Source organism: Gulosibacter massiliensis (assembly GCF_900626105.1).
Lineage (GTDB): Bacteria > Actinomycetota > Actinomycetes > Actinomycetales > Microbacteriaceae > Gulosibacter > Gulosibacter sediminis.
Map to the genome: position 1 here is coordinate 1,541,456 of NZ_UYZX01000001.1, position 12,958 is coordinate 1,554,413.

Below are 12,958 nucleotides of genomic sequence, written 5' to 3' on the forward strand. Positions count from 1 at the left end.
ACGCCGAGGAGGGCAAAATGTTGAATGGGAAGCTGCATCCCCGACGCCACGCTCCGCTGGTCACCGGTTCCGTAGCGCTGGTCGCCGCGGGCCTGCTCCTAGTGGGATGTTCGACGGGCACGACGGCCGGTAACGTGGCCGCGGAGACCGCGGCACCGGAGCCGAGCGAGACGGCCCTGGCGACCACGCCGGCCGAGACCGCGGAGCCGAGGTCGACGACCGATGCGACCGAGCCGGCTGAGACCCGCGAGGGCACCGAGGTGCCGGTCATGATCAACAGCGCCTTCCTCGACACCGCAGCCGGCACCATCGAGGTGCGGGGCACGATCGCCGAGTACATCGGCGACGGCACGTGCACCGTGACCGCGGTCGCTGCCGACGGCACCGAGCTCACCGCCGACGCGGCGGCAACGCCGGATGCGCAGAGCACGATCTGCGCGCCCATCACGATCTCTGGGGTCACCGGGTCGGACTGGCAGGTCACGCTGTCGTTCGCGGGTGACGGCGTGTGGGGCGAGTCTGAGCCGCTGGCCGCGGAGGTTGGCTAGTGAAGCGCATCACCAAGATCCTTTCGGCCGTGGCGGCCGCCGCGCTCGCGGTGACGGGTCTCGAACTCGGCGTCGGCAGTGCGCAGCAGGCCGAAGCGGCGAACGCCGCGGACTTCAACCCCGGCTACATCGTGTCGGACGCACAGTTCTACAACGATGACGCGATGACGGCCGCGCAGGTGCAGTCGTTCCTCACGCAGAAGGGCGCGAACTGCAGCACGAACTGCCTCAAGGACTACCGCGTTACGACGCCGTCGATGAGCGGTAACGCTCGCTGCGACGCGTACCAGGGCACGGCGAACCAGAGCGCGGCGGAGATCATCTACAACGTCGCGAAGGCCTGCAACATCTCGCAGAAGACGCTGCTCGTGCTGCTGGAGAAGGAGACGTCGCTCGTCACGATCTCGAACCCGGCGAGCTGGCGCTATGACCGCGCCATGGGCTACTACTGCCCGGACGACCCGTCGCGCCCCGGCTGGTGTGCCCCCGAATACGGTGGGTTCTTTAATCAGGTCTACAACTCGGCGGCGCAGTACCAGCGCTACGCCCAGTCGCCGAACTCGTGGAACTACATCGCGGGCCGGACGAACAACATCTATTACAACCCGAACGCCTCGTGCGGCTACGGCCCGGTCTACATCCAGAACCAGGCCACCGCGGCGCTGTACATCTACACGCCGTACCAGCCCAACAAGGCGGCGCTGAACAACCTCTACGGCAGTGGTGACGGTTGCTCGGCGTACGGCAACCGCAACTTCTGGCGCCTGTGGACCGACTGGTTCGGTTCGCCGACCGCGTCGGTGTCGAACGACAAGCCGGCCACCGAGCCGAGCGCGACGCCGAAGCCCGCCTCGAACAACCCGCAGGGCAACCTTGACGAGATCAAGGTGAACTCGGACATGACCGTCTTCGTGCGCGGCTGGGCGTTCGATGCGGACACCCCGAAGGCGTCGATTCGCGTGCACATCCACGTCGACGGCAAGCCGTACGCGTCGATCGCGGCCGACAAGGCTCGCCCCGACGTGAACAACGCGTACTCGACACTGAGCATCGACAACGTCGGGTTTAGCTACACGACGGAGCCGCTCTCGGCGGGCGAACACAAGATCACCGTTTACGCGATGAATGCCGGCGGCGGTAAGAACATCGCCTTCGCGACGAAGACCGTGACGGTGAAGGAGCCCGCGGCGGCGACGCCGAAGCCGACGGCGACGGCGACCCCGAAGCCGAGTGCGACGCCCAAGCCGAGTGCCACGGCGACGCCGAAGCCGCCCCTGACGGTGGTTCCTTCGCAGACCCCGAAGCCGACGGCCACGGCAACGCCGAAGCCGACCGCGACGGCGACCCCGAAGCCCACCGCGGCGCCGCAGCCCAGTGCAACGGCGAAGCCCAGTGCAACGGCGAAGCCCAGTGCAACGGCGACGCCGAAGCCTACGGAGACGCCCAAGCCCACTGCAACGACAACACCGAAGCCGACGGAGACGCCGAAGCCGACCGCGACGGCAACCCCGAAGCCGACCCAGCCGCCGCTCACCGTCATCCCGCCGGTGAAGTCGGAGGAGCCGACCGCGACGACGAGCCCGAGCGCATCCGCGACGCCGAAGCCCACTGAGACGCCGGCGCCGACCGCGACGGAAGGCGAGACCTCGACCTTCGCGCCGTCGAAGGACGACCTGACGGCGGACACCAAGGGCGCGATCGAGCTCCCCGGCGCATCCTTCGCCCCGGGCGACCAGATCACCGTGAACGTGGGCAAGGAGCACAAGGGCGAGTCCGTCAAGGTGGTCGTGTTCTCGGAGCCGCAGGACCTCGGCGACCTCACGGTCAATGGGGACGGCACGGTCACGGTGCAGCTGCCCGACACGATCGTCGAGGGCGAGCACGACCTCGCGATCTACGACGCCGACGGCAACGTCATCGGCTGGCACGACCTGACGGTCACGACGGGTGACGCCGCCGCGGGCGGCGAGGCGACCGACGCCGGCACCGCCGGTGGCACGGCGACCGACGCTGGCACCGCCGCGACCCCGAGCGCGACGCTGAGCCCGAGCGCATCCGCCTCGACTGACGACAACTCGACCACGGCGCCGCTGTCGGTGATCCCGCGGTCGGACCAGTCGGCTGACGAGACGCAAGCGGACGCGAGCGGCCTGGCCGTGACCGGCCCGGCGAATGTCACTCCGATCATCGCGATCGTTGCCCTCGGTGTCGCCGCCGGTCTCGGGCTCCTGCTCGTCGCACGCCGCGACCGCATGGAGGTCTAGCCGCAGGCGTAGCCCAACGAGGAGAGCCCGGTGCACACGCGCCGGGCTCTCCTCGTTTCCGCTTGCGTGGGCTCTTCCGCGTTTCTGTTTGCGTGCGCCCTTCTTGTTCCCGTTCTCCTGGTCCCTCCGCGTATCCGCTGATGGGTTCCTTTCATGGCAGTGGCTGCAGCGGCTTCCGCCGCGTGGCGCCCGCCGCCGTCGTTTCATGGGTGTTGCGTTTGCCACGCTCCGCGGGCCGTTTTGCGCGGAAAAGCGTGGCAAACGCAACACCCATGGCGCGCATCCAGCCCGCCACTGGTATGGGTGTCGGGAACCCGCCCTTGCGCGCGCCATTTCAACGATTCAAAGGGCGGATTCTCGACACCCATGCTACGGACGGGGCGCGTGACGCGCACTTTGCTCGTGGCGCCGGGTGCCCTCGTGCGCCCACGAGCAAGGGGCGCCGCGAGCGCTAGCCGCCGACCTTGGTGTCGAGCACGACGCGCACCGGGCCCGTCTTCGTGCTGACGGTGCGGCGGGGGAGCATGGCCGGGTCCTGGATGCGCAGCTTCGCGTAGATCGCGAAGTAACACAGCAGCAGCCAGGCGCCCTCGACGAGCAGGCGCGACTCGGTCATCGCCTGCACGACGAGCGCGACCATGATCAGGAACGGCGCCGCCGTCGCCGCCGACACGTGCGCGCGGCCGCCGGGGCGCACCGGCGGGATGCGCGGGGCATCGGGCACGTCGATCGAGATCCACCAGGTGCGAATGAGCGTGCTGAACACGAGGCCGATGAATAGCAGCAGGCCGATGACGCCCACCTGCATCCAAACGTCGAGGAATGCGTTGTGCGCCTGGTGATACGGCATGCCCTCGACGACTGCGAGGCTGTGGAACTCCGGAAGCCACGGCGCCCAGTAGCTGATCCAGCCGTGGCCGAGCATCGGCGACTCCGAGCCGAGCGCGATCACGGCGCGCCAGATCGAGCCGCGGCCCGACATGTCGGAGCTGCGGTTCATGAGCGCGAAGACCTCGTTATTGAACACGACGACGAGGATGCCGCCCGCGACGAGGCAGGCGCCGACGACGCTGTAGAGCACCCAGCGCAACTGACGATGGATGCGCCGGCTGATGAGCACGAGCGCTGCGCCGAGCAGCACGAACGCGCCGGCGACGTAGGCCGTGGCCGAGTCGGTGAGCAAGATCGCGGCGACGGATGCGGCGCTCGCGACGAGCGCGTACCAGCGCGACACCATGCGGTCGAGCAACTCGACGATGGTGACGATGAGGGCGATGAGGGCGACGATCGCGAGCAGATTCCGATTGCCCATGAGGCCCTGCAGCGGGCCGCCGTCGAAGAGTTCGGAGTGGGTCCAGTAAAACCCACCCGGCAGCGGGTCGGGGATGCGGTCGGTGCTGAGCAGTGACTGGAGCACGCCTGGGCGGAGGTAGGTCGGCGGCAGCACGCCCGCGGGCATCGCGATCGCGGCGAAGAGCTCGAAGGCGAGCGAACCGAACACGAGCCAGCGCATCGCGGTGCCGAGGGTGCGCAGGAACTGCATGCGCGTGAGTGAAACGGCGGTGACGAGCGCGACAAACGCCGTCGCGAGCTGCACCGCCGAGCCGGCGAGTGTCTCGATGCGGTAGCCCGACCAGATCACCGAGAGGAGGCACCACGCCGTAAATAAAAGGAGCATGAGCGGCAGGTGCCGCAGCCGCAGCTGCGGCTTGCGGCGCACGAGCAGCACAATCGAGAGGGCCACGAGCAGGCCGACGATGGCGCCGTAGCCGGTCCAGCCGATCGTGTAGCGGAAGGTGTCGCCGCTGAACGCGACGACGAGCGCCGCGAACGTGAGCAGCATCGCCTTCGAGTATGGCTGGCCGTCGGGCAACCGCAGCCGGTCAAGCAGTTTCGCCCCCGTACCGGGAGCGCCGGCAGAGTTCGGGGACGCAGTCATGCGCCCAATTCTCGCACGCAGGCCCACACTGGCCCGTTGCTCACCGAGAAGGGTTACCCTCACAGGTGATGTTTGTGCCGCTGAAAAACACGCCAATGCGCTACGCCTGGGGCTCCCGTGGAGCCATCAGCGACCTGCTCGGAACGGGCGGTGTGCTCGACGAACCCGAGCTCAATTCACCGCTGCAGGCGGAGCTCTGGTTCGGCGCGCATCCCGCCTCGCCGTCGAGGATTCCCGACCCCGAGCTTGCCGACGGTGCGGCCACGCTGCGCGACTGGATCGCCGACGCGCCCGACGCGGCGCTCGGTGCCCGGGCCGCCCGGGTGCATCCGGGCGAACCACAGCTGCCGTTCCTGCTCAAGGTGCTCGCGGCGGCGCAGCCGCTCTCGCTGCAGGTGCACCCGACGCTTGCCGAGGCGAGCGCCGGCTACGACGCCGAGGATGCGGCCGGAGTCGCGGTCGATGCGCCCGAGCGCAACTACCGCGACCGCCTGCACAAGCCCGAACTGCTCGTCGCGCTCAGCGAGACGATGTCGGCGCTCGCGGGCTTCCGTGCTGTGGATGCGGTGCGCGAGCTCGTCGCTGACGTCGAGTCGGCGGTGGTCGGCACCCCGGCCGAGGTCGACTTTGCGCCGTTCGTGCGGCTCGTCGGCGCGGCGGACGACGAGGCGGCCATGCGCGAGCTGCTCACCTGGATCCTCACCGACGCGGCGGCGACGCCCGCGTCGGCGGCGCTCGATGCCTGGGTCGCGGCCGAGGGCGAGGCATTCGCCGTCGAGCGGCACAATCTCCGCCGCATCCGCGAGGCCTTCCCGGGCGATGCCAGCGCGCTCATCGCGCTGCTCATGAACCACGTCGTGCTGCACCGCGGCGAGGCGCTCTACGTGCGCGCCGGCGTGCTCCACGCCTACCTCGAGGGCCTCGGCATCGAGGTCATGGCCTCGAGCGACAACGTGCTGCGCGGCGGGCTCACCGTCAAGCACATCGACGTCGACGAGCTCATGCGCATCCTCACGGTCGCGCCCGAGGATGCGCCGCTGCTCGCGCCGGTCGTGCACGGCAACGTGGCGGCCTTCGTGCCGCAGGAACCCGACTTCATGCTGCAACGCGCCGCCGCCGAGCACCTCGACGACCGCCTCGAGTGTGTCGGCCCCGGCATCGCCGTGTGCGTCGCCGGCACCGTGCAGCTCGAGGGCGGGGCCTCGGGCACCGCGAAGACCCTCGGCCGCGGCGACGCGGTGTTCATCACGCCCGACGAGGGCTCGGTGCACGTGCGCGGCCGTGGCAACCTGCTCGTCGCCACGATGAACCCGCATGCGGGGGATTCTCAGGAGATGCCCGCCTGATCAGGTATTGATCTTCGCCGGGTAAATGCCGGGAGATCGTTGGGAGGGCGCGCGACACGCCGTCGCCGTCGTTGCGCGAATGTCTCAAGTGTTGCATTAGAGTTTCCGGCTCTCCCACTTGACGCGCACCGAATGACAACGATGTAATTAGTGCGGTGGCTCGGGCAAGTCGCTCGAGGAAAAGCGTGGGAGACGTGATATGGCAAAGATGATCCGTCCAGTTCCTGAGAACTGGTACGTCGATCCGCTCGAGCTGGGGGTACCCGGCACCGGCAACCAGATCGGCGACGACAATCCGCTTGCCTGGCAGGCGGACGCGCTGTGTGCGCAGACCGACCCGGAGGCGTTCTTCCCCGAGAAGGGTGGCTCGACTCGCGACGCGAAGATGATCTGCCAGTCCTGCGAAGTGCGCGCACTGTGCCTCGAGTACGCCCTCGAGCGCGACGAGCGCTTCGGTATCTGGGGTGGGCTCTCGGAGCGCGAACGCCGGAAGCTGCGCAAGCAGGCCTAGCAAGGCCCGCGGAAGCAGTCCGGCACCACCCACGCCCGGCCGGATGCTTCCGTCACGCCGGCCGGGAGGGGGGAGCGAAATTTTGGCTTGCCGAGATGAATCCCCGCGGCCGGGGCCCTGCGACCTAGCATTCGACAAATGCGACCAAGAGTAACGGCCATCGTCGTGGCGCAAAACGCCGCCGAGGCGCTCGCTCGAACCCTGCCCGCGCTCGAGGCACAGACGCGAGCGCCCGAGCGACGTATCTTCGTCAGCCTTGAGTCGCGAGATGCCACCGAGGAAGTCCTGCGGGCAGCGTCGCCCGACGTCCTTGTCACCCTGCCCGAGCGCACCTCCTTCGGCGAGGCCGTGCGCGCCGCGGTCGCGCAGCTCGCCGAGATCGACGAGGGCGACGCCGCCCGCATCGAAGAGTTTGGCACCGAAGGCGAGACCCCGAACGACTGGATCTGGCTGCTCGCGGCCGACAACGCGCCCGACCCGGATGCGCTCGAGGAGCTCCTCGACACGAGCGAACGCAACCCTTCGCTCGAGGTGACCGGCCCGAAGGTCGTGCGCACCGACGACCCCGCCGTCATTGTCGAGTACGGCGAGTCGGTGACGCACACCGGCGTCTCGGTGCGCCTGCACCAGGACTCGCTCGACCAAGGGCAGTTCGAACACCTCAGTGATGTGCTCGGCGTCGGCGCCGGCGGCATGCTCGTGCGCCGCGACACCTGGGACCGCCTCGACGGCTTCGACCGCGGCCTTGACGCCGTCGACGATGGCCTCGACTTCTCGGTCCGTACGTGGCTCTCGGGCGGCCGCGTGCTGCTCAGCCCGCGCGCCCGCGTCGAATCGCTCGCCGAAGAGGCCGCGGGAACGGCGCGCTACGGCCAGCGCACGCGCGGCCTGCAGCGCTACCGCATCCGCCGCACCGCGCAGCTGCACCGGCAGCTCGTCTGGCCTGGCCGCGTCGAGTTCTTCTTCAACTGGCTCATGCTGCTGCCGGGCGCGTTCTTGCGCACCCTGCTGCACCTGCTGCGCAAAAACCCCGGGCGCATCCTGCCCGACCTGCGCGCCGCGCTCACCGTGTTCTTCCTACAGACCGGTGTGCCTTCGTCGCGGCGGCAGTTCCACCGCACCACGCAGCAGCCGTTCAACACCGTCGATCGGCTGCTCATCTCGCCCACCGAGTGGCGCAAGATGCGCGCGAACCGGCGCGACGAGTACCTCGCGGCCTCGCAACATGGCCGCGATCGCTTCAACTTCATCACCGGCGGCGGTGGCTGGGTGCTCATCATCGCGCTCATCGCTGCCGTCGCGTTGTTCTTCCCGCTCATCGGAGCGGGCTCGCTGGCGGGCGGCGCGCTGTTGCCGCTGTCGGGCAGCATCGGCGAGCTCTGGGGCACGACCGGCTACGGCCTGCGTGACACGGGCGGCGGCATCGGCGTAGCCGACCCCTTCAACCTTGTGCTCGCGGTGTTCGGCTCGTTGACGTTCTGGAACCCGAGCTTCATCATCGTGCTGCTCTGGCTGCTCGCGCTGCCCGTCGCGGCGGTCGGCGGCTGGTTCCTCGCCGCCCGGTTCACGCGCAGCCCCTGGATTCGCGCGTTCTTCGGCCTGGTCTGGATGGCCGCGCCGCCGCTGCACGTCGCGCTCGCCGAGGGGCGCGTCACGGGTGTGCTCGTGCACCTCGCGCTGCCCTGGCTGTTCTTCACCTGCATCGCCGGGGCGCGGTCGTGGGCGGCCGCCGCGGTGTGCTCGCTGCTCGCGCTCGTCGTCGCTGCGAGCTCGCCCAGCTTGATTCCGGCACTCACCGTCACCTGGCTGCTCTCGGTGTTCATCGCGGGCCGCGGCTGGGTGCGGCTCGCGCTCACGCCGGTGCCGACGGTCGTCATGTTCCTCCCGCTGCTGATCACGCAGCTCAACCGCGGCCGGCCGTTCTCGATGTTTGCCGACCCCGGCATGCCCGTTGTCGCGGAGCCCGCGCGCGGTTGGCACGCCGCGACCCTGTTCGCCGAGCAGTCGGCGCACGGCTGGGCGCAGCTGCTCCAGTCGCTCGGTATCACCTGGGACCCCTGGATTGTGCTCGCCCTGCTGCAAGTGCCGCTCGCGCTTCTCGCGCTCATCGGCGTCTTCACCCGCAGCTGGCGAGTCGCGCTCGTGGGCCTCGGCACCGCCGCGCTCGGCTACATGACGGCCGGCCTTGCGGGCGGCTTCGCGTTCGCCACTACTGGTGGCGTCGCGGTGCCACTGTGGATCGGCCCGGCGCAGTCGTTCGGCTTCCTCGGGCTGCTCGTCGCTGCTTGCGCGGGCGCTGTCGCGATTCGCGGCTTCCGGGTACCGGTTACCGCGGTCGCGCTACTCGCAGTTGTCGCCCTGATCGTGCCCGTCGCGCCGAGCCAGCTCACCGGCACGTCACCGGTCGCGTCCTCCGACGGCCGCACGCTGCCCGCCCTCGTGGATGCGCAGGGCCGCGCCGCCGAACAGCTCGGTACCCTCGTGATCACCCCGGCGAGCAGCGACACCCTGCGGGTCGAGCTCATTCGCGGCGCCGGGCAAAAGCTCAACCAGTTCTCGACGCTCGAGACGACGAACCTGATTCCAACGCCGGCCGACGAGCAGCTCGCGAACATCGCCGTCGGGTTCCTCTCTGCTGGGGCATCCAACCCCACCGCCCAACTGCACGAGCTCGGCATCGGCTTCGTGCTCGTTGAGAACGCGCCCTCGGGCGGCGGCGCCATCGAGCAGCGCCTCGTGACCGCGATGTCGACCAACGAGGCGCTCTCGTCGGCCGGCCAGACCGCCGAATACGGCACGCTCTTCCAGGTGGTCAACGCCGCCGAGACGCCCACTGACCCCGACCTCGCCGGCGCACTCGAGACGACGAACTGGCAACACCAACTCGGTCGCAGCATGCTCATCGTGCAGCTCGCGGTGCTGCTGTTCGTGATCCTGCTCGCACTGCCCACCGGCGGTCTCGAGTCGCGCGTGCGTGCGAGCCGAGCGCTCGGTCGCAGGCATTGGGAAGACCTCGACCGCGGGCGCGAGAAGTTCACCGAGTTCGGTGCCGTGTCGCAAGAGACAGTGCACGTCTACGCCGACCAGCCCACCGGCGACCACATCGACCCCGAGGGAGACATCCGTGGCTGACCGCTCGCCCCGCCCCGCTGACTCCTACCGCGACTTCGGCATCGACCCGGAGCTCGTCGCGGCCCCGGCCCTGCCCGACGAGGACGAGTCCCTGCGCCTCGATGAACTGACGGGTGTGCCCGCGTACTTGGGTGGCGCAGCCCCCGCGCCTGAGGTCAAGCCCGGTAGCGGCGTTGCGGTGCTTGATGACGAGCCCGAGCCGGAGCACGAGCCGGAGCACGAGCCCGAGGCTGAGGAGCTCGCGGAAGACGAGGCTGAGGCCGAATCCACCGCCCCCAAACCCAGCAGCCTGCCCAAGCCGCGCCCACGCCGCGGCCGCACGCGTGCATCCGGCCGCTCGCGCGCGCAGGAGCACCGCCGACGCGGCGCCGCCTCAACGGCCGCCCGCACCGGTGGCACCGTTGCGGCACTCGCGATCGTCGCAGCGAGCGTCTGGGCCCTCGGCTGGATGCCCCTGCCGCAGTTCCAGGCCGAGGCCGTGCCGGTATCAGTGACGCCCGAGCCTGGCGAGCAGCTGCGCGTGTGCCCCGGCCCGCTGCAGCAGCTCGGCGTCTCGTCGGATGCGTCCGAGATCACCGCGGTGGGCTCGCCCACCGTAGCGAGCGCGGCCACCGGCGGCGACCCCGAAACGACCGAGCTCGGTGGCACGGGCCAGGGCTCGGGACCGAGCGTGCTGGCGCTGCCCGGCATGGCCGACGGCGAGATCACCCAGCTCACCGCGGCGCAGACAGTGATTGCCACGGGCGGCAACGCGAGCGGCTTCTCGGCGACAGCGTGCATGCAGCCGACGTCGTCGCAGTGGCTGCTCGCCGGCGACACGACGGTGGGGCACACACTCGTCATCGACGTCGTGAACCCCGGCAACGTCGAGGCCCGCGTCAACTTCAACACGTACGACGAGTCCGGCCCGGTGTCGCCCTCGATTCCAGAGACCGTCATTGCGCCCGGCGAGCGGCAGGAGATTTCGCTCGCGGGCATTGCTCCCGACGCCGCATCCCTCGCCATTCAGGTCACGTCGACCGGCGCCGAGGTCGCGAGCTTCCTCCACGAAACCATCACGAGCACCCTCGACCCCGTGGGCAGCGACATTGTCGGGCCCTCGGCACTGCCGTCGACCGAGCAGGTGCTGCCGGGCCTCTACGTGTACGAGCGGGCGGAGGACGACGAGACCGCGTCGACCACCGTCGGCACGTCGGTGCGCCTCGCGAACCCGAACGACTCGGTCACGAGCGCGAGCCTCGAGCTCTACGGTGAAGACGGGTCGCAGACCGCGCAGATCGACCTCGAGCTGCAGCCGAATGTGGTCATCGACTACCCGATCACGTCGCTTGCGAGCGGTAACTACTCGGTGCGGGTCGACGCCGATCAGCCCGTCACGATCTCGGGCCGGGTCGCGCCGATGGAGGCCGACGAGTTTGGCTGGCTGCCCTCGTCGCCGACGCTGAGCGATGACGTCATGGTCGCCGTGCCGAGCGGGCCGAGCGCGACGCTTTCACTGACGAACTTCACGGATGAGGCGCGCACCGTCACGATCGATGGCGACGAGGTCACGCTCGAGCCGAACGCGACGCACCGAGTGGATGCCGCCGGTGAGATCGAGCTGGTGGACGCCGACGGCCTCTACGCCGCCGTGAGCTACGCCGCGGGCGGGCGCATCGCGAGCTTCCCGGTGCAGCCGGGCAACGCCGACGCCGAGCCGATTCAGGTCACGCGCTAGCGCGGGGGGTCGAGTAGGTCATCGTTAATGATGCCGCCGAGCCCGCCGTCGAGCAGTTCGTTGACGGCCGAGATCACGGCGCGCTCGATGTACTCGCGATAGCGGATCTGATCGCGCGGGTCTGAAAGCGAGAGCTTGGCCAGGCGCTCGAGCGGCACTCGGTAGAGAATCACGTCGTTCGGCGGGCGGATCTGCCAGCGGTCCATGCCGTCGCGGTGCTGATCATCCGGCGGCATCGGGGCCGTGAAGACCTTCACCTCGGCGAGTTGCTCGGGCGCCATTGAGCGCAAGAAGCCGAGCGTCTCGGCGACGATGAGGTGAAAACGCGGCAAGCGACCCGTCAGCTGCGGCAGCCACGGTCCGGCCGCGCTGGAGCGCAGGCTGCGACCGTGGCGGCTACGGGATCCCCGGCTGCGGCGTGCATCAGAGAGCCGACGCTTCGAAGACCTAGGCATAGCCGCCAGCCTACCCCGGCGAGGTGAGCGGCGGACTAGCATGGCGGTATGCGATCCCGTCCCTGTAGCCGAGTTGGGTGTTCGCGGCGTGCCGCATACACGCTCACCTTCGACTACCGCGATCAGATGGCCGCGATCGGGCCGCTCGCGTTCCGGGCCGAGCCGCACGCCTACGACCTCTGCCCGCTGCACGCGGGCCGCACATCGGTGCCCGAGGGGTGGACCCTTATCAAGCCCGTGCCGATCGGTCGCATCGACTAGCCGTCCTCGCGCCCCGCGACGCAAAGGGTCCCCGACATCCCAGTTTTCGCGTGGAAAGTGGGATTCCGGGGACACTCTGTCGGGGGATGAGCCCTAGCGGATCGCGTCGGCGATTGGGGTCTCGCCGTCGTAGAAGTTCACCTTCGTGCGCGAGGCGGCGCCGGTCGCCACGACGTGCGCGATGACGGCCGCGACGTTGTCGCGCGAGGTCACCTTCGCGTCGTCGTCGAGCGGGGCGTCGACTCCCTCGCCGTCGGCGTCGGCGATGAGCACCTTGCCGGTCGCGGGCTCAAGCGTGAGCAGGCCCGGGCCGAGAATCGTGTAGTTGAGTTCGGATGCGCGCAGGTACGCGTCGGCGTCGTGCTTTGCCTTGGCGTACGCGTAAAAGCTGTTGCTCTCGGGAATCGCGTCGATGTCGACGTCGGCACGGGCGTACGACACCATCACGTAGCGGTCAACGCCGGCCTGCTTGGCTGCATCAATCGACCGGGTTGCGGCGACGAAATCGACCCGATGGGTGCGCTCGGGGCTGCCGCCGCCGGCGCCCGCCGAGAATACGACGGCCTGCGCGCCAGCGAACAGCGCGGCGAGTTCGTCGACCGAGGCGGTCTCGATGTCGAGGATGCGCGGGGTCGCGCCCGCGGCCTCGACGTCGGCCGCGTGCTCGGGATTACGGATCACGGCGTCGACGGCGAAGCCCGCCGCGGCGAGCTTGGGCGCCGCGAGCAGCGCGACCTTGCCGTGTCCACCGAGAATGACGATGCGGTTGTTGGAAGTCAAAAGGT

At 69.4% G+C, this 12,958-nt stretch carries 10 protein-coding genes; 7 read left to right on the top strand and 3 right to left on the bottom strand.

Annotated features, from left to right (window positions below; genetic code table 11):
• The first annotated feature begins 17 nt into the window (after positions 1 to 17).
• Positions 18 to 548, top strand: a complete 531-nt coding sequence (locus tag EJL01_RS07415) for a hypothetical protein (RefSeq protein ID WP_125106929.1) — start codon at positions 18 to 20, stop codon at positions 546 to 548.
• Positions 548 to 2,812: a hypothetical protein gene (locus EJL01_RS07420; RefSeq protein ID WP_125106930.1), complete on the top strand. Its 2,265-nt coding sequence runs from the start codon at positions 548 to 550 to the stop codon at positions 2,810 to 2,812. Before EJL01_RS07415 ends, EJL01_RS07420 begins: the two co-directional genes overlap by 1 nt.
• Before the next feature lie 451 nt (positions 2,813 to 3,263).
• Here EJL01_RS07420 and EJL01_RS07425 read toward each other — a convergent pair whose 3' ends face one another.
• Positions 3,264 to 4,751 carry an O-antigen ligase family protein gene (locus EJL01_RS07425; protein WP_125106931.1) on the bottom strand — a complete coding sequence of 496 codons (1,488 nt, stop codon included), beginning with the start codon at positions 4,749 to 4,751 and terminating at the stop codon, positions 3,264 to 3,266.
• A gap of 74 nt (positions 4,752 to 4,825) precedes the next feature.
• Between EJL01_RS07425 and manA the strand changes: the two genes are divergently transcribed.
• From manA to EJL01_RS07445, 4 genes are all read left to right on the top strand, one after another.
• Positions 4,826 to 6,097, top strand: coding sequence for a mannose-6-phosphate isomerase, class I (gene manA, locus EJL01_RS07430; RefSeq protein ID WP_431834724.1), 1,272 nt, complete (start codon positions 4,826 to 4,828; stop codon positions 6,095 to 6,097).
• A gap of 199 nt (positions 6,098 to 6,296) precedes the next feature.
• Positions 6,297 to 6,608, top strand: coding sequence for a WhiB family transcriptional regulator (locus tag EJL01_RS07435; RefSeq protein ID WP_125106933.1), 312 nt, complete (start codon positions 6,297 to 6,299; stop codon positions 6,606 to 6,608).
• A gap of 138 nt (positions 6,609 to 6,746) precedes the next feature.
• Positions 6,747 to 9,740, top strand: coding sequence for a glycosyltransferase family 2 protein (locus EJL01_RS07440; protein WP_125106934.1), 2,994 nt, complete (start codon positions 6,747 to 6,749; stop codon positions 9,738 to 9,740).
• The gene (locus tag EJL01_RS07445; RefSeq protein ID WP_125106935.1) at positions 9,733 to 11,457 is read left to right on the top strand and encodes a DUF5719 family protein; all 1,725 of its coding nucleotides are present in this window, start codon (positions 9,733 to 9,735) and stop codon (positions 11,455 to 11,457) included. Before EJL01_RS07440 ends, EJL01_RS07445 begins: the two co-directional genes overlap by 8 nt.
• Here EJL01_RS07445 and EJL01_RS07450 read toward each other — a convergent pair.
• Positions 11,454 to 11,789 carry a hypothetical protein gene (locus tag EJL01_RS07450; RefSeq protein WP_164509751.1) on the bottom strand — a complete coding sequence of 112 codons (336 nt, stop codon included), beginning with the start codon at positions 11,787 to 11,789 and terminating at the stop codon, positions 11,454 to 11,456. The genes EJL01_RS07445 and EJL01_RS07450 overlap by 4 nt on opposite strands.
• Before the next feature lie 171 nt (positions 11,790 to 11,960).
• On the opposite strand from EJL01_RS07450, the gene EJL01_RS07455 reads away from it, so the two are divergent.
• The gene (locus EJL01_RS07455; protein WP_125106937.1) at positions 11,961 to 12,173 is read left to right on the top strand and encodes a DUF3499 family protein; all 213 of its coding nucleotides are present in this window, start codon (positions 11,961 to 11,963) and stop codon (positions 12,171 to 12,173) included.
• Positions 12,174 to 12,266: 93 nt separating this feature from the next.
• Here EJL01_RS07455 and EJL01_RS07460 read toward each other — a convergent pair whose 3' ends face one another.
• Positions 12,267 to 12,953, bottom strand: a complete 687-nt coding sequence (locus EJL01_RS07460; protein WP_125106938.1) for an NAD(P)H-binding protein — start codon at positions 12,951 to 12,953, stop codon at positions 12,267 to 12,269.
• Between the last annotated feature and the right edge of the window lie 5 nt (positions 12,954 to 12,958).